Annotated in this window: 14 protein-coding genes; 6 read left to right on the top strand and 8 right to left on the bottom strand. The window is 37.3% G+C overall.

Annotated features, from left to right (window positions below; translation table 11 throughout):
* Window positions 1-3 precede the first annotated feature (3 nt).
* The gene (gene dnaA / locus IWB64_RS18805) at window positions 4-1,428 is read right to left on the bottom strand and encodes a chromosomal replication initiator protein DnaA (protein WP_155595877.1); all 1,425 of its coding nucleotides are present in this window, start codon (window positions 1,426-1,428) and stop codon (window positions 4-6) included.
* A gap of 208 nt (window positions 1,429-1,636) precedes the next feature.
* Here dnaA and IWB64_RS18800 point away from each other — a divergent pair, with 208 nt between their 5' ends.
* Complete coding sequence (locus tag IWB64_RS18800) at window positions 1,637-2,047, top strand: acyl-CoA thioesterase (protein WP_194535475.1); 411 nt, start codon at window positions 1,637-1,639, stop codon at window positions 2,045-2,047.
* A 488-nt stretch (window positions 2,048-2,535) separates the two neighbouring features.
* The gene (locus IWB64_RS18795; RefSeq protein WP_194535474.1) at window positions 2,536-7,065 is read left to right on the top strand and encodes a DUF7507 domain-containing protein; all 4,530 of its coding nucleotides are present in this window, start codon (window positions 2,536-2,538) and stop codon (window positions 7,063-7,065) included.
* 8 nt (window positions 7,066-7,073) lie between these two features.
* On the opposite strand, the gene IWB64_RS18790 is transcribed toward IWB64_RS18795, so the two are convergent.
* The 4 genes from IWB64_RS18790 to ribD are packed head-to-tail and all read right to left on the bottom strand — an operon-like array spanning window position 7,074 to window position 10,236.
* Window positions 7,074-7,688 carry an IMPACT family protein gene (locus IWB64_RS18790; RefSeq protein WP_194535473.1) on the bottom strand — a complete coding sequence of 205 codons (615 nt, stop codon included), beginning with the start codon at window positions 7,686-7,688 and terminating at the stop codon, window positions 7,074-7,076.
* Entirely contained in the window at window positions 7,688-8,551 is an 864-nt protein-coding gene (locus IWB64_RS18785) for a DMT family transporter (RefSeq protein WP_194535472.1), read from the bottom strand. The genes IWB64_RS18790 and IWB64_RS18785 overlap by 1 nt, the downstream gene beginning before the upstream one ends.
* Before the next feature lies 1 nt (window position 8,552).
* Window positions 8,553-9,158, bottom strand: a complete 606-nt coding sequence (locus tag IWB64_RS18780; RefSeq protein WP_194535471.1) for an HAD family hydrolase — start codon at window positions 9,156-9,158, stop codon at window positions 8,553-8,555.
* Window positions 9,151-10,236, bottom strand: a complete 1,086-nt coding sequence (ribD, locus tag IWB64_RS18775) for a bifunctional diaminohydroxyphosphoribosylaminopyrimidine deaminase/5-amino-6-(5-phosphoribosylamino)uracil reductase RibD (protein WP_226975943.1) — start codon at window positions 10,234-10,236, stop codon at window positions 9,151-9,153. The genes IWB64_RS18780 and ribD overlap by 8 nt, the downstream gene beginning before the upstream one ends.
* Window positions 10,237-10,323: 87 nt before the next feature.
* On the opposite strand from ribD, the gene IWB64_RS18770 reads away from it, so the two are divergent.
* Genes IWB64_RS18770 through ligA form a run of 3 tightly spaced genes read left to right on the top strand, consistent with a single transcriptional unit; the run spans window position 10,324 to window position 13,749 of the window.
* Window positions 10,324-10,809, top strand: a complete 486-nt coding sequence (locus IWB64_RS18770) for a GNAT family N-acetyltransferase (RefSeq protein ID WP_194535470.1) — start codon at window positions 10,324-10,326, stop codon at window positions 10,807-10,809.
* A gap of 19 nt (window positions 10,810-10,828) precedes the next feature.
* Complete coding sequence (gene prmC, locus IWB64_RS18765) at window positions 10,829-11,692, top strand: peptide chain release factor N(5)-glutamine methyltransferase (RefSeq protein WP_194535469.1); 864 nt, start codon at window positions 10,829-10,831, stop codon at window positions 11,690-11,692.
* A 59-nt stretch (window positions 11,693-11,751) separates the two neighbouring features.
* Window positions 11,752-13,749, top strand: coding sequence for an NAD-dependent DNA ligase LigA (gene ligA, locus IWB64_RS18760; protein WP_194535468.1), 1,998 nt, complete (start codon window positions 11,752-11,754; stop codon window positions 13,747-13,749).
* Window positions 13,750-13,791: 42 nt separating this feature from the next.
* On the opposite strand, the gene IWB64_RS18755 is transcribed toward ligA, so the two are convergent.
* A complete protein-coding gene (locus IWB64_RS18755) occupies window positions 13,792-15,027 on the bottom strand; it encodes a hypothetical protein (protein WP_194535467.1) in 1,236 nt (411 codons plus the stop codon).
* A gap of 72 nt (window positions 15,028-15,099) precedes the next feature.
* Between IWB64_RS18755 and IWB64_RS18750 the strand changes: the two genes are divergently transcribed.
* Window positions 15,100-15,402, top strand: a complete 303-nt coding sequence (locus IWB64_RS18750; protein ID WP_194535466.1) for a hypothetical protein — start codon at window positions 15,100-15,102, stop codon at window positions 15,400-15,402.
* Here IWB64_RS18750 and IWB64_RS18745 read toward each other — a convergent pair whose 3' ends face one another.
* Both IWB64_RS18745 and IWB64_RS18740 read right to left on the bottom strand, forming a co-directional pair.
* A complete protein-coding gene (locus IWB64_RS18745; RefSeq protein WP_194535465.1) occupies window positions 15,403-15,855 on the bottom strand; it encodes a GNAT family N-acetyltransferase in 453 nt (150 codons plus the stop codon).
* A 2-nt stretch (window positions 15,856-15,857) separates the two neighbouring features.
* Window positions 15,858-16,769 (bottom strand): bifunctional metallophosphatase/5'-nucleotidase, encoded by a 912-nt coding sequence (locus IWB64_RS18740; protein ID WP_194535464.1) that lies wholly within the window; start codon window positions 16,767-16,769, stop codon window positions 15,858-15,860.
* Window positions 16,770-16,818: the final 49 nt, after the last annotated feature.

Genomic DNA, 16,818 nt, shown 5'->3' with positions numbered 1-16,818 from the left:
GATTTAAGAGAATTTCTTAGTAAGGTCTTCTATGTATTTTCTAAACTGCTTGTCAGTTTCTGCTAAGTTGTCAACAGTCTTGCAGGCATGTAAAACGGTGGCGTGATCTCTTTTTCCTATTTGAGACCCAATACTGGCTAAAGATGCTTTGGTGAATTTCTTCGCAAAGAACATAGCTAACTGCCTTGCTTGTACAATATGACGCTTTCTGGTTTTAGACTGAAGCGTAGCAACATCCATTTCGAAATAATCTGAAACCACTTTTTGAATGTAGTCTATAGAAACTTCTCGTTTGGTGTTCTTTACGAACTTCTCTACTACTTGCTGAGCCAGTTCTAAAGTAACTTCCTTTTTATTGAAAGATGATTGTGCTATTAAAGAGATGATGGCACCTTCTAGCTCACGTATGTTACTTTTAATATGTTTGGCAACATAATCTATAATATCATCCGGCATTTCAACACCATCTCTATACAATTTGTTCTTAAGGATAGAAATTCGTGTTTCGTAGTCAGGCGTTTGAAGTTCTGCGGATAATCCCCATTTGAAACGAGACAACAATCTTTGCTCAATATCTTGCATGTCTACCGGAGCTTTGTCTGAGGTTAAAATAACCTGCTTTCCGTTTTGATGCAAATGGTTGAAAATATGGAAGAAAACATCTTGTGTTCCTGACTTTCCACTTAAGAACTGAACATCATCAATTATAAGTACATCTATCAATTGGTAGAAGTGAATAAAATCGTTTCTGGTATTCTTCTTAACGGACTCTATGTATTGTTGGGTAAACTTTTCAGCTGAAATATAAAGAACCGTACGTTCTGGATATTTGTCTTTTATCTCTACTCCAATGGCATGCGCCAAGTGGGTCTTTCCTAAACCAACACCACCAAAAATCAATAACGGATTAAATGAAGTGCCACCAGGTTTGTTGGCAACGGCCATACCGGCAGATCTAGCCAAACGGTTTGCGTCTCCTTCTAAAAAATTATCGAAATTATAATTTGGATTAAGTTGGGATTCAATTTTAATATTTCGAATACCAGGTATTACGAAAGGATTTTTAAGCTCAGGATTTTTTGATTTGATCGGCACATCCATTTCCTGTGGACTCATAGTAGCTCTGTTGGAACTAGGAATCTTTTCTGTAAATGGTTCTTTGTTGCCGTAAGTGTTTTCCATTCTAATGATGTACACTAATTTAGCAGTCTCACCCAATTCTTTGGTAAGCGCAACTTTCAACAATTTCACATAGTGTTCTTCTAGCCACTCGTAAAAGAATTTACTAGGCACCTGAATACTCAGTGCATTGTCAGATAACTTTACCGGCTTGATCGGTTCAAACCAAGTTTTGAATGCCTGCGGTTGAATGTTATCTTTGATAAATGTCAAACAATTGTTCCATACGGAAATAGCAGTAACACCCATGCGAAAGTTGATCTTATTTTTGTTGGTTAGTGATTTTTGTAAATCGGTCGAAAGTGTTCGGAATTATCGTTACTTTCTCGGGAGGCAAATATGTGAACAAAAAAACTAAAAAAAAAATCAAACTCTATTGAATTTACCCTTTTTTTTTTGCATGTTCGACGACCTATAAACAAAATCTTTTAAAGATATAATTTTTACATGATAATTTATGAGTTTTAACAATATTTCTTTTAGAGTACGATATTCGGAAACAGATCAGATGGGAGTGGTGTATCACGGGAACTATGCGCAATACTTGGAGATGGGAAGGGTAGAGTGGTTGCGAGATACAGGAATTTCTTACAAAAAGCTAGAGGAAAACGGAATTATGTTGCCAGTTATTTCTTTGTCTTTGAACTACAAGAAATCGGCCTTTTATGATGACTTAATCACTGTAGAAACGAGGCTCAAAAAAACGCCTTCTGTGAAGATAGAATTTGACTTCGTAATCTATAACGAAAAGCGAGAAATACTTGTGATTGCAAATACGGTTTTAGCGTTTATTAATGTGAAAAATAGAAGACCGATTAGATGTCCAAAATACCTGTTAGATTTAATTGAAAAAAGAGACAGAAAATAAATTTATTTTTCTTTTTTGAAAGAAAAAATTGATGAGCTTATAAGAAGTTTATTCGTGGTGCGCCTGTCAAATAACAGGCAAATGGTGTTACGTGGCATCTACTCCGTAAATTCCTACAAAAATGTCCTTTATTAGCGCTGAATCTCTCTTTCCTATGACAATAACTAGCTAACAATTTATCTCCATTTTTTTTAAAATAATAAAGAGATTTTACTGTTTTATGATACGTCCTACCACATCCTTTTGAGTAATTTTAAACGTAGTTTTTGTTGTTATTTTATACTATTATTTTTCGTTTAATTGCTTTTCTGGCCTACCGATGAAATGGATTAAAATTGGATGTAAAGTAATTGCTTTTTATTTCACATCTAATTCATACGCTTTCACAACAAAAACGGTCACCTCACTGCTTTTCAGGGTAATTTGGTTCATATAATGCAGTACGTTCATTTCTATTTTATTGAGCGTTTTGAGACAATTAAATTGTTATGCCCAAATTTTTATTGAAGTTTGTTTTTTTATTTTGTTGTGCTAACTTAACAGCTCAATTAGACCTTGATGTAACGCAATCGGAATCGGTTTGTTCTTCTGATGGTGGCATTACTGCATTGGCTGGTGGTGGTACGGAGCCATATCAGTATAGACTTATTAGTGGACCAGAACTTAGAGGGTTTCAATCATCAGGTATGTTCTTGGCATTACAACCAGGTACATATACTGTAGAGGTTAGAGATGCTATTTTTGATACTTTTTCAGAGTCTATAGAAGTTATTGGGAATTATGTGCTTCCTACCCTAACCACGATAATTACACAACCTTCTTGTACTTCTAGTACCAACGGACAAGTTTCGCTTTCAGGAAATAATGGTAATCATATAGGTACAACGGCTTTTCCAACATACAAATATAGAATAGTAGATTTAAGTACAACACCGCAAACCGTGCTTCAAGAGCAAAATTCGCATACTTTCACTAATCTTTCTGAAGGAACCTATACTTTCCAAATTGAAGATGGTTGTCAAAATACGGTTAGTGAAACAGTAACACTTACGGCTCCTTCAATAGTATCTTTAAATAGTGCAATCAGTTATATTGAGAAAACAGCTTGTGGTGCTTATGAAGTTGAGTATAGTCCTTTTGGTCGTGGAGCTTCGCCGCATAATGTAACCGTTACTGAGGTTGCTACAGGGTCTATAATTTTTTCAGAATCAATTGATACCAGTTCAGGCCTTTCATATAGTCTTGGAACTAACTTTGTCTATGGCGTTGATTATACTGTTGATGTTCTAGATGCTTGTGGTCAAACAGAAAATAAGAACTTTGCCTTTACCCCTGATATTGATTTATGGAGTCAAAAGTCCTTTGATTGTTCGGGTGAAACGGCATTCTTTGTATATGCATCATTAACGTCGTCTAGTTTAGAGGTAAAAAGTATATTAGTACCTGCAACATTAACCTTAATTAACCAAAATGATGCAAGTGATGTACTTACTTATATCTTCACGGACATAGATAATCTAGTGGCAGACGTTCATGAAGCCGATATTGAAGTAGGTGGTACATATGATGTTACTTTAGATGATGGATGTAGTACTGTGGCCAGTACTAGCCTGACTTTTACACCAGTGCCAGCTACTGAATTTGAAGCAGTAGTACGACCGGAACGTGGTTGTATGGACGGAACAACCGGAATGGCGTTCCATGTTAGAAACGGAGGGACTAATTACGGGCAGGTTACCATTTTATCTGGTCCAGCAAGTTTCACATCGGAAGCAGGGGTTGTAACCACTTATAGCTATCCAAGGGTATTTGAAAATACAAGTGCAAGTTCTATTTTCCCTGAAGCTTTTCCTCCGGGAAACTATGAAGCAGAAATTACAGATGGTTGCGAAACTGGTAATGTGATTTTTGAGATTTTGGCTTCGGAAACTGTATCACATGATTTTACATTAGATATTCAACAGAGTTGTGGTAATAACAATACCTTAATAATAAACCCAAATACCATTAAAGCTTCTGGGTCGTCTTTTTATACGAATGTGAATGTAGTTAATTTGGATACCGGAGGTACGGTTTTTCGAGAAAGTATAATTTTCTTTACCGAAGGTACACCTGTTAATGTCCCTAATCTTCCTCCTGGAGATTATCAATTGTTTTTGGAATTCCAAAGTGGAGGTAGTTGTAGTTCTGCACTTCCGTTTACTTGTCCTTGTGAACCACAAACTGTAAACGCAACTATTCCAGAATATGTTCCTACTTCGTTTGAAAGTATCGTTGGTTATACGTGTACTGAGGGGTCAGGAGTTATTTTTGCTGAAGGAGCAAATGGAGTTGCACCATATCAATACGAAATTATAGATTCTTCTATACCTTCTAATATTGGGCGTACGTCTACGGACGGTATTTTTACAGCAGCTGATGAAGGTACTTATACGGTTAGAATTAGTGATAGTTGCGGTAATTCTGCAGATGGCGCATTTGAAGTCACTCCTTATTTACCGGATTTAGTGGCTAATTGTGATGCATCCGGAACAAGGGTGACTCTAATGGCTAACCCAGTACCAAATGCCACATTTACTTGGATTGATGCTATGGGATCTACTATACAGCAAGGCACTAGCAATGAACTCATTTTTGACCCTTTTAATCCTTCTCAAGGTGGGGCGTATACGCTACAAGTTACAGCGCCGGGGTTAAGCTGTACTGTTTTTGACGGCTCAATAACAATTCCTAGCAACCCTTGTAATTCTAGCATAGATGTTAGTAAGGTGGTTGAATCAGGGCCTATCTATAATAATGTTACAGATGAATATACCGTAACCTATAGAATTAATGCCCAAAATAGTGGTGGTGCTGCCGGCTCTTATAGTGTTACCGATACTTTTATAATAGGAAACGGATTCACATTAAATACTGCAACTTTAGCCTATGGAGGAGAAAGTGATGGGGTTGATGGAGCGATTTTAAGTCCATTTTCTAGTGGAGATACAATTATAGCAAATGAATCAATAGCTGGACTGCGGACAGAAAGCTGGATTGTTACCGCTACATTTTCTGTAGATAAAGATGCTATTGATCCATTACAAGATTGTTCAAATGGTGGAGGATTCGGAAATGAGATAACATCATCAGTAGATACGGATACTTCTAATAACACCGCTTGTGTACCTGTGGATATTGGAAATTTAGAAATCACTAATGATGGTGTGTATGTTGATTCTGATTCCAATGGCTTAACCAATATTGGGGATGTAGTGAACTATATTTTTGTTGTAAATAACACCGGTAATGTAGCTATTTCAAATGTAGTAGTATCGGATCCTTTATTAGGAGGTGCAATAACCGGTCCTGCTTCTGGTGATGCGGATGGAGATGGTGAATTAGATATTACAGAAACTTGGACGTATAATGCTTCATACAGTATTATTCAAACTGAAATCGATGCTGGTCAGGTAAACAATCTGGCCACAGTTAGTGGAGAAGAACCTAATGGAAATAGTTTTACTGATACCTCAACTGATCCAACACCTTGTTTTACATGTACAATAGATCCAGTTTGTGTTGATTGTACATTAACGGAGTTACCTAGTACACTTGATATTGGTCTAACAAAAACCGTAGATATAAATATTGCAGAAGTTGGAGACGAGCTATTTTTTACAATATCTGCCACGAACAATGGTTCAATTGCCGCCAATAATATTGATATATCCGAAATACTTCCCAATGGCTATGATTATATAGATCACATCACTTCAATAGGGAATTATAATCAGATAACTGGTCAATGGGCTATTGCAACATTAAGCACCAGTCAAACAGCTGATTTAAATATCCGAGCTCGTGTAGTAGAGGGGTCAGATTATTTAAATACCGCTAGATTAATTGGCTTGGACGAAACGGATATAGATGCATCCAATGATGAAGCTAGTGTTGAAGTAGATATCCGTGGAATAGCTATTGCTAAAGATGGTGTATATGAAGATTCTAACTTAAATGGGGCTACAAACATTGGTGATTCAGTAACATATACATTTTTCGTTACGAATTCAGGAAGTGTAGACCTTGCGAATATAATTGTATCAGATCCATTATTAGGAGGAGATATAACAGGGCCTGTTAATGGAGATACCAACGATGATGGTTTGTTGAATGTAAGTGAAATTTGGGTTTATTATGCTTCGTACGTAATTACACAAGCCGATATGGACAATGGGCAAGTGAGCAATTTGGCAGTCACAACAGGAGAGGACCCAAATGGTATGGTTACCACGAATACCTCTACAGACCCAACACCATGTGTAACTTGTAATGTGGACCCGACTTGTATGGCTTGTACATTAACAGAGCTTCCCACTTCTAACGTAGATATAGCCTTATTGAAGTCGGTAGATATGAATTTGGCTAGAGTTGGTGATGAGTTAAACTTTACTATTACCGCTACAAATAATGGAATAGGGGAAGCAAGTAATGTATCCATAACAGAAATGCTTCCTAATGGGTATGAATATATAGCGCATTCAACTACGGGAGGTGTTTATGATGAAATGACCTCTTTATGGAATATTGAAACATTGAGTGCCGGCCAATCAGAGGAGTTACGTGTCAGAGTCCTTGTGATAGAAGGCAATGATTATTTGAATATCGTGAGATTGGTTGATGTTGATCAAACAGATACAGATTCTTCAAATGACGAAGCTAGTGCAGAAGTGCAAATTGATGAGCCAATTTGTCTGATTAATATTTACAATGTATTGACACCAAATGGTGATGGTGCCCATGACTTTTTTCAGATTGCTTGTATTGAAAATTATCCTGACAATAGGCTAGAGATATACAATCGATGGGGAATAAAAGTGTATGAGAAGGAAGGGTATAATAATACCTGGACAGGTGTTTCTGATGGCCGCGCTACTTATGAACGAAATGAAGAGTTACCAGTAGGAACCTATTATTATATTCTTGATTTGGGAGATGGTACAAAGTCTAGAGTCGGATATCTGTATTTGACCAGATAGGTTGGGTGCTAATCAACTTTTTTAATTGCTATCTTATGAAAGCCTTCAAAAGTTTGCAAGAGGTTGTTTGCTTCACTTTTTCTAACGGAAACTATGAATTTACAATCCATCTCCATTTGTTGAGATATAATCTCACATTGCCTTTGTTTTAAAACGCGCATTACTTTATCCATTTCAGCATATTCAAAAGAAAGTTGAAAAGTGTCTTCTATAAGTCGTTCTTCGATTTTTGAAATGGCCAAGGCCATTTGTGCTCCAGTTCTATAGGCCGAGATTAAACCTCCAACGCCTAACTTGGTTCCGCCAAAAATTCGGGCCACAGCTACTAATACGTTTGTAACGTCAAAAGCTTGTATTTGTCCGTAAATGGGTAGGCCTGCAGAGTTATTAGGTTCTCCATCATCGTTTGCTCGATAACGAATTATTTCAGTTCCTAATTGCCAGGCATAGCATACATGACCTGCGGTATGGTGTTTCTTCTTTAATAATTCTATAATTGGTTTTACCTCGTCTTCATTTTGAATAGGAAAAGCGTAACCAAAAAATTTGCTTTTCTTTTCTTTAAAAAGAATTTCTTCAGAAGGCTTCGCTAGCGTTTTGTATGTGTCAGAACGGTCTTCCATCAACCAAAAGCAACTAAAATTATACTGGTTACTGCCAAAGCAATACCGCCCCAATTTTTAGGACTTATTTTTTCTTCAAACAAAATGATGCCTAAAAGCGTAGTGAACATTACTATTGCCACGTTGTTTATTGTAAATACAGAAGAACTGTTCAATGTGTCATTTTGTAAGGCTTTAAGAAGGAAGTAAATGGAAAAATAATTTACCACGCCCAATGCAATACCTCCTATTAAGGTGTTTATATTGTATTTGGCTCTAAATTCAGCCGCTTTAAAAACCGTGATTAAAAGCCCTATAAATGCAGCCGAGGCAAATACTGTGGCAGAAAAAATAGGATAATCTTCTTCTTTAATGTGTATTTCTTGTAGGTACTTTAAACTGGCGTCAATAACGCCAGAGCCTAAGAATACTAATGCGGGTAAAATAAGCGCTGACTTTTTAAATTTTATCGCAGATTCTTTTAAGGCCGCAAAGTAGACCGCAGCAAGGGCTAATAAAATGCCAATTACTTTAATAGGACCTAGTTCTTCATTATAAAGTAGTATGCCAAAAATAACGGGGATTACAAAAGACATCTTTGTAGCTACTGAGGTTACTGCAACGCCTACTTTTTGTGACGCTATGGCCATTAGGTTAAAAACAACAATAAAAAGAATACCTAGAATAAACGTGCCCAAGAACCAGGGTTTTTCTGGCACTTCAAAAAAGCTTGTTTCTCCTTTATAGCGCATAAGGCCAACACTAGAAGCCACAAAGTAGTTAGTGACAATTGCAAAAAGCGTATTGACCTTAAACCGGGTGTATAGTTTAAAAATAATGAAGATGAGGCTAGAAGCCAATATGCTCAAGGCAAGTGACGCCATCTTATAGTTTTGATTTTAATTGAACGATATCTTCTTTACCTACTTGAATGTTCCAGCAGGTGATACCTAGCTTTTTGGCGGCATCTGTATTTTCTTTGGTATCATCTATGAAAAAAGTTTCTTCGGCCTTTAATCCGTTTTCATCCAGAACAAATTGATAGATTTCTGAGTTCGGTTTTCTAAGGTTGATTTCATGGGAGAGATAGAATTTCTCAAATGGACTTTTAAATCGATTATACCTGTCTGAACCCATTTTCTGTTCCACGTGCGTAATATGCAAGTCATTGGTGTTGCTTAATAGAAAGAGTCTATACGCGCCTTCTTTAGCAAGATTTTCAATGAATTCCAGTCGTTCTTCTGGAAAATCCAGTAACATGGAGTTCCATATATTTTCAATTTCTATAACACTGGCTTTGGGGTATTGGTTCTGAAGTTGTGCTATAAACTCTTCTGAGGTGATTTCTCCAACCTCATAAATACCGTTCAACGCTACCATTTCTCGTGTTAAATCTATAGAGCCACCAAATTTTTCCATTTCGCGAAATATGATGCCTTTATCTAAATTGATGAATACATCGCCAAAGTCAAAAATAATATTCTTAATCATTACCGTATATTTTTAAGGTGTCCTTGTCAATAGATTTCGTACTAATAATTTTTCCTTTGAGTTCTGGTGCTAGTATACCTGTCTTAAATTGACTATCGCCCGTAAAAATTCTAGCCTCATCCCATAAACCAGAATTAATGAAAGTTTGCAAGGTTTGGGTTCCGCCTTCTATTAGAACGCTAGTGATATTCTCTTTATAAAGCACCTCGCAAATTTGTTGCGCTATATCTCCTTTAAAATCAATTTGGCGGTAGGCTGCATTTTCTTTTAGCAGAGGCGTATCTACCATGTCTGTTAAGACCAGAGTAGGTATGCTTCCGTCCAATATATTATAATCAGCGCTTATTTTGAGTTTTCTGTCCAATACAATGCGTATTGGGTTTTTCCCGGTGTATAAGCGTACATCCAATTTGGGATTGTCTTCCAGCACGGTATTAGTACCAACCAGAATACTTTGTTCTTCACTTCGCCATTTATGTACAAGCTGTCGCGAATACGGACCAGTGATCCAATAGGGTTCTGGATTAGTAGCCCGTTCTTCTTTTTTGGGCGCGATAAAACCATCGGCTGTTTGGGCCCATTTTAGAATGATATAAGGACGTTTCTTTTCTTGAAATGTAAGAAAACGACGGTGGTGTTCTCTGCATTCTTTTTCTAAGCAACCAGTTATTACGTTACTTCCTGCATTTTTAAGTTTTTCTATTCCTTTGCCAGCTACTTTTGTATGTGGGTCTATAAGACCAATTACAACTCTTGGAATACCATGTTTGGCAATTAAATCAGCGCAAGGCGGAGTCTTACCGTGGTGTGAACATGGTTCCAGAGTAACGTAAATAGTAGCATGCTTAAGTAGTTCTTTGTCCGCAACTGAGTTTATGGCGTTCACTTCGGCATGTGGTCCACCGTACGGACTCGTGAAACCCTCACCAATAATTTTGTCTTCATGAACGATTACGGCACCTACCATAGGGTTAGGAGCAGTGGTTCCCAAGCCATTTTTAGCTATTTCCAAGCAACGAAGCATGTAAGCTTCATCTTTGGAAAAAGTGTTTTGTGGAAGGGTTTTGTTGTTCAACATGGGCTAGTTCACGGTATTTTAAAGAGGTAACATACGCACATTTCTACGTATCTTCACGCTGTAAAAATAGAATTTTATTTATTGGAAATGGGTGCAGTGAACATTCGTAACATAAGAAAAGAGGATAACGAGCAAATAGCAACGTTGATTCGTAAGGTATTAGTGGATTTAGGTGCGCCAAAAGTAGGCACTGCTTACGCAGATGTAACGCTTGATCAAATGTTCGAAAATTATGATAAACCACGTGCGGCATATTTTGTTGTAGAAGAAAATGAAACTATTTTGGGCTGCGCCGGAATTTCTCAATTAGAGAACAGCAAGGACAATATTTGCGAACTGCAGAAAATGTATTTTTTAGAGGAAGCAAGAGGACGAGGGATTGGTTCTGAAATGTTGCAGAAATGTCTTGAGAAGGCAAAGGAATTCAATTTTGAAAAAATCTATTTGGAAACCATGCCTTACATGAAAGCAGCTCAAAAGCTTTATGCAAAAATGGGATTTGAGTATATAGATAAGCCGTTGGGAGATACGGGTCATTATTCATGTCCAGTGTATATGCTCGCTAAATTATAATGTATAGCTCCAATATTTAATGGTCTTAAAAGAAATAAAGAATATTTATCACAAAGAGTTAGATGAATTATATGCAAAAGAGGAGGTAGATAGTTTCTTTTATCTGCTTATAGAGCATTACCTTAAGTTGCAGCGTTTTGTTTTGGCCTTGCAGCCTAATCTAACTTTGACAAAAGAGGAGGAACAGCCGCTTTTTGAGGCCTTATCAGGACTTAAGTTACAACGGCCTGTTCAATATATAATAGGAAGTACAAATTTCATGGACCTTTATTTTGAGGTAAACGAGAATGTACTTATTCCTAGACCGGAAACGGAAGACCTTATTCGCTGGATTGTAGAGAAGGTTAAAACCAATCAGCCAGAAAGAAAATCAGGATTACGAATTTTAGATATTGGAACAGGGAGTGGATGTATTGCTATTACATTGGCGAAACTTTTACCCGATGCCAAAATTTTTGCGCTGGATGTTTCTAAAAAAGCGCTGGAAATAGCTAAAAGGAATGCAGAACGAAACGCCTTAAAAGTCGAGTTTGTTCATGCCGATATTTTGAATTTCGATGGATTTGCTTCAAATTTTGATGTTATAGTCTCTAATCCTCCTTATGTTAGAGAGATGGAAAAGAGAGAAATGCATAAAAACGTGTTGGAACATGAACCTGAATTAGCGCTTTTTGTTTCAGATGAAAATCCATTGGTATTTTATAAAGCGATAACGGAAATGGCGAAACAGAATCTATCAGAGAAAGGATTGCTTTTTTTTGAAATCAATCAATATTTAGCAAAAGAAACGGAAGCACTTTTACATCAACATAATTTTATAGAAATTGAAGTCCGAAAAGATATATTTGGTAACGACCGAATGACAAAGGGCATTTTGGGGTGATATAAATCAAAACTTCCTCAAAAGCATACATTAAGATTACAGAAATACTGAGTTAGAAAATGCAGATAAAAGAACAAATAGAGTCCCTTCGTCAAGAACTACGAGAGCATAACCATAATTACTACGTGCTTGACAACGCTACCATATCCGATTATGAGTTTGATACCAAACTAAAAGAATTACAGGCACTTGAAGCCAAACATCCGGAATTTTATGATGCAAGTTCGCCAACTTTACGTGTTGGGGGTGGGGTTACCAAAAATTTTGAAACAGTAGTGCATAATGAGCGCATGTACTCGTTAGATAATTCTTATTCAAAAGAAGACCTTGAGGATTGGGAAAAGCGTATGCAGCGCATTTTGGGCGATGCAGAAGTGGAGTTTGTTTGTGAATTGAAGTATGATGGAGCTTCTATTAGTATTACCTACGAAGATGGAAAATTGGTGCGAGCTGTTACTCGTGGTGATGGTTTTCAAGGAGACGACGTAACCACGAACGTAAAAACCATAAAGTCGGTGCCATTACAATTAAAAGGTGATTACCCACCAAAATTTGATATCAGAGGAGAAATTGTATTGCCTTTTGAAGGTTTTGCGCAAATGAATGCCGAGCGTATTGAAAATGGGGAGGACCCTTATATGAATCCTAGAAATACGGCTTCTGGAAGTTTAAAATTACAGGATAGTGCAGCGGTCGCTCAAAGACCTTTAGACTGTCTTTTATATAGTATCGTAGGTCAGAATACAGGCATAACTTCACAATGGCAGATGCTTGAAAAAGCAAGAGAATGGGGATTTAAAGTCCCTGAAGTTGCAAAATTGAGCCGTTCAACAGATGAAGTAATGGCATTTGTAAACCAATGGGATTCAGGACGGCATAATTTGCCATATGAAACGGATGGGGTAGTGGTAAAAATAAACAGTATCCAGCATCAAGATGAATTGGGTTTTACCTCAAAATCGCCACGTTGGGCCATGGCTTACAAATTTAAGGCAGAGCAGGTTTCAACGCTGCTTAACGAAATCACGTATCAAGTAGGGCGTACAGGTTCAATAACTCCGGTGGCTAACCTGGAGCCAGTGCTTTTGGCGGGAACCACCGTAAAAAGGGCGTCGTTACACAATGCCGATCAGATTGCAAAATTTGATATTCGTGAAGGTGATACCGTTTTTGTTGAAAAGGGAGGAGAAATCATACCAAAAATAGTTGGTGTAGATTTTGAAAAGCGTCCTCAAGATTCAAAACCAACGGAATATATTACGCATTGTCCGGAGTGTCATGAACCTTTGGTACGTACAGAAGGCGATGCAAAACACTATTGCGTGAATTATTATGGTTGTCCTCCGCAGATTACTGGACGAATTCAACATTTTATATCCCGTAAGGCAATGGATATAGAGGGCTTGGGAAGTGAGACCGTAGAACTTCTTTATAAAGAAGGACTCATAGATAATTACGCAGATTTATACACGCTGACCAAAGAACAAGTTTTGCCTTTGGAAAGAATGGCGGAGAAGTCTGCCGAAAACTTGGTAAAGGGTGTTGCGGAGTCTGTTAAGATTCCTTTTGAACGTGTTCTTTTTGGCTTGGGCATTCGCTTTGTTGGTGAAACGGTAGCTAAGAAACTAGCCAGAGCTTATAAAAATATTGATGCGTTAATGGATGCCTCCGAAGAAAGTCTGGTAGCTGTTGATGAAATTGGTGGGCGTATTGCGAGTTCTGTTGTAGAGTTTTTTAATAACGAAAATAACCGTGAGATTATAGCCCGTTTAAAAGCTTATGGTTTACAATTTTCCCTTTCCGAGGAGCAATTGGAAAACCAAACGGATAAACTAAAAGGACTCACTATTGTGGTTTCTGGGGTGTTCGAGACCGTAAGCCGTAATGAACTCAAGAAAATCATTGAAAGTAATGGCGGTAAAGTAGGTTCAAGCATATCCTCAAAAACAGCTTATCTGGTAGCTGGTGACAAAATGGGGCCAAGCAAACGAGCCAAAGCAGAATCACTTAATGTACCCATCGTTACTGAAGGTGAATTTCTAGAATTGGTAGAATAATCTTGTTTAAATCTTAATCGGATTTATATAAAGGGCATAGAACTACTTTCTATGGCCTAAAAATTTGTACGTGCAATAGTGAAAGGACAGTACAAAAATAACTACAAATAAATATTCCGAAAAATACGTGTTGGCTCCTAAGCCAAGACTAGGGTAGTACACAAAACAAAATAGAAAACTCACCAAAGTAAGGGCTCCAAACAGAAATACTATTTTCTTGTTTCTGAAAAGCTCTTGGTATGTTTTTTTTACAAATAGAGGTTTCATGTCGCTGCCAAAAAGTTGCATGAACATAGGCCAAATAAATAGCAAGGGTAAGGCAAATAAGCGTGATTCTCTAGCAAATGCGGTCATGAAAACCAGAGGTGTATTTATTATTAAAGTCAATAGGAAGGCATAAACAAAGCTGTTTTGCCAAGCATCATTGTTTTTTCGTTTCAAATAGAAATAAGTAAAATATAGAAACGGCCCTACAGTAATGAAAATTGATACAACGGACTCGACGATATTTTTTAAACTTTCAATATTCTCCAGAAAACAAGAGTACCTGCTAGCTATTTCAGTATGGGTAGCGTGTAGTAGTCTTTGGTGGTAAATGAAAAAGACAATATAACATCCGTAGAAAAAAATAGGAGATAGAATAAGCAGACTGTTTTTTTTAAGGTTAGGCCACAGTTTTTTCCTTGGATGATTTTGGGTTCCTGGTAACAGTAAAATAAATGCAGGAAGTAGTAAAATGCTGGTTTCACGGGCAATAAGGGCTAAAGTGAACAAGATTACATACCAAAACCACCTTCGGCGTACAAAAGCCATAAAGGCTGTTAGAAGAAAACAGTATTGCAACGGTTCATCGTAGGTGAATACTGGAGGAAAAAAAGCAAACAAAATTGAAAATGAGGTAAAAAACACCATCATGTTAATTAGCCCTTGTTTTTTGGTAGCCTTAAGAATAAGGGATAATCTATAGATTAAAACACCGCTAAGACCTAATAGCAAGAAGTTTACAAAAATAAATGCATAACCTGCTTTTACTTTAAGGATGCTTTGGGTGGTTTCAATTAACAAGGTGGTTAGAGGCCTTCTGGCAAAAGGCGCTATTTCTTTGTGGTAGTTAATTTGGGACCGTAAAAAAACATGCGAAATTCTTGTATTATTTTCGTTGAGCATGCTGTCCATATTTGGTAACATATGAATGCCCAATATGGATACCGTGCAAATAAGTGCCAGCATATAGGGTAAAGGTCTCCAGAGGAGTAAGCTTCGTGATAGTTGAACCATTAAAGCATACGGTTAATTTCAATCGAAATTAGGTATTTTTGTATAGGAAAGAACAAATGACACTATAAATTGATGGCTACACCTAAGACTTACGAAGATTTTGAACAAACATTAACTGGTTCGACCCCTCCAATGGATTGGTCGGAAGCACTAAAAGCCATGTGGTTTGCAGCGAATGACAATTGGGAGGCATCTCATGATATTGCTCAAGAAATGTTTAATGAAATGGGTAGTTGGATCCATGCCTATTTACATCGTGTAGAAGGTGATGAATTTAACGCAGGCTATTGGTATAGAAAGGCAGGAAGGTCGTTCCCGAAAATTTCGTTAGGGCAGGAGCAAAAAGAAATTACAGAGTATTTGTTAAAAAACTAATTAGGTTAGGCCTTTCTTAAAACAGACACTATTTTCCATACCCTTATATTGACCATAATTAGGTATGACTTGGTATTCATTTTTGCTGTAAAGAGCTATAGCTTCTGGTTGGCGTTTGCCTGTTTCTAGAATGCAATTCTTATATTTTAGTTCAGTTGCCCATTCTTCCAATTCTTTTAAAAGTAAAGAGGCAATTCCTTGGCCTCGGGTTTCGGGGGAAACGTACATGCGTTTTACTTCTACCGAATCTGAATCGAACTCTTTTATGGCTCCACATCCTACTGCTACATCCTTTAAATAAGCAATGACCACGTGATTTAGGCTTTCTATTCCGTTGTATTGATGATAAAAGTCGTGCTCATCACCATCGGTATTACTTAAATAGGCATCTAGTTTGGCAACCAGACCCGCGAAATGTTCGTTTTTGTATGTGGTTCGTTCAATTCTAACCATAATTATACATTTATAGTTACACCGGAAGCATCACTGTTTTTTGAACCATCAAAGTAGAAGTCTATTCTTCCAAGGTTAAGACCAAAACAACCTACTTGATTAACCAAAACATTTCTTCCTAATTTGTTTTCTACAATAGTTGGTTTGTCAAGAAAAGTATGGGTATGCCCGCCAATAATTAAATCAGTGTATTCAAGAGCGGCAGCCATTGCAATGTCATGTGGCTTTTGTTTGTCTTTGTATTCGTAACCTAAATGAGATAGGCAGACGATAAGGTCACAACTTTCTTCGTTTTTTAATGCGCGCTCGGTGTCCTGTGCAATTTCAATAGGATTGTTGTATTCCGTTTCTTTGTACAGTTTTTTGGTGACAAGGCCATTTAATTCAATACCTAAACCGTAAACTCCTATTTTAATTCCGTCAACAGTATAAGTTTTATAGGATTTAACTTGACCGTCCATAACCGTATTTTTAAAATCGTAATTGGCGTTGATCATCTCAAAATCGGCATTGGGCATCTGAGCCAATAAACCATCAATACCATTGTCAAAATCATGGTTTCCGATAGTAGCAGCATCGTATTTTAGCAGACTCATGAGCTTAAATTCTAACTCTCCGCCATAAAAATTAAAATAAGGCGTGCCCTGAAAAATATCACCTGCATCAAAAAGTAATGTATTCGGATTTTCTTTTCTAATGTTCTCCACCAAAGTGGCTCTCCTTGCTAATCCACCAAGATTAGGAAACTCGGAATGATCTGTAGGAAATGGGTCTATGTGGCTGTGTACATCGTTTGTGTGTAAAATAGTAATGTGTTTTTTTACATCACCCAGGCAAGAGCTTAAAGAAAGTCCCCCCAAGCCAACAAGCGCTGTTGAAGCCGTTGTGTTTCTAATGAATTTTCTTCTGTTCATAAAACCATATATTTTGTTGAATGTGATCGAAAATTATCACATCCGTAAC

The organism is Zobellia nedashkovskayae, assembly GCF_015330125.1.
Lineage (GTDB): Bacteria > Bacteroidota > Bacteroidia > Flavobacteriales > Flavobacteriaceae > Zobellia > Zobellia nedashkovskayae.
This window is presented reverse-complemented; position numbering and strand designations above follow the sequence as displayed.

What these genes read in the sequence shown, in the direction of transcription:
- dnaA (WP_155595877.1), bottom strand. Translation starts at nt 1,428, where the DNA reads ATGGGTGTTACTGCTATTTCCGTATGGAACAATTGTTTGACATTTATC.
- IWB64_RS18800 (WP_194535475.1), top strand. Translation starts at nt 1,637, where the DNA reads ATGAGTTTTAACAATATTTCTTTTAGAGTACGATATTCGGAAACAGAT.
- IWB64_RS18770 (WP_194535470.1), top strand. Translation starts at nt 10,324, where the DNA reads ATGGGTGCAGTGAACATTCGTAACATAAGAAAAGAGGATAACGAGCAA.
- ligA (WP_194535468.1), top strand. Translation starts at nt 11,752, where the DNA reads ATGCAGATAAAAGAACAAATAGAGTCCCTTCGTCAAGAACTACGAGAG.
- IWB64_RS18785 (WP_194535472.1), bottom strand. Translation starts at nt 8,551, where the DNA reads ATGGCGTCACTTGCCTTGAGCATATTGGCTTCTAGCCTCATCTTCATT.
- IWB64_RS18790 (WP_194535473.1), bottom strand. Translation starts at nt 7,688, where the DNA reads ATGGAAGACCGTTCTGACACATACAAAACGCTAGCGAAGCCTTCTGAA.
- ribD (WP_226975943.1), bottom strand. Translation starts at nt 10,236, where the DNA reads ATGTTGAACAACAAAACCCTTCCACAAAACACTTTTTCCAAAGATGAA.
- IWB64_RS18755 (WP_194535467.1), bottom strand. Translation starts at nt 15,027, where the DNA reads ATGGTTCAACTATCACGAAGCTTACTCCTCTGGAGACCTTTACCCTAT.
- IWB64_RS18780 (WP_194535471.1), bottom strand. Translation starts at nt 9,158, where the DNA reads ATGATTAAGAATATTATTTTTGACTTTGGCGATGTATTCATCAATTTA.
- IWB64_RS18750 (WP_194535466.1), top strand. Translation starts at nt 15,100, where the DNA reads ATGGCTACACCTAAGACTTACGAAGATTTTGAACAAACATTAACTGGT.
- IWB64_RS18745 (WP_194535465.1), bottom strand. Translation starts at nt 15,855, where the DNA reads ATGGTTAGAATTGAACGAACCACATACAAAAACGAACATTTCGCGGGT.
- IWB64_RS18795 (WP_194535474.1), top strand. Translation starts at nt 2,536, where the DNA reads ATGCCCAAATTTTTATTGAAGTTTGTTTTTTTATTTTGTTGTGCTAAC.
- IWB64_RS18740 (WP_194535464.1), bottom strand. Translation starts at nt 16,769, where the DNA reads ATGAACAGAAGAAAATTCATTAGAAACACAACGGCTTCAACAGCGCTT.
- prmC (WP_194535469.1), top strand. Translation starts at nt 10,829, where the DNA reads ATGGTCTTAAAAGAAATAAAGAATATTTATCACAAAGAGTTAGATGAA.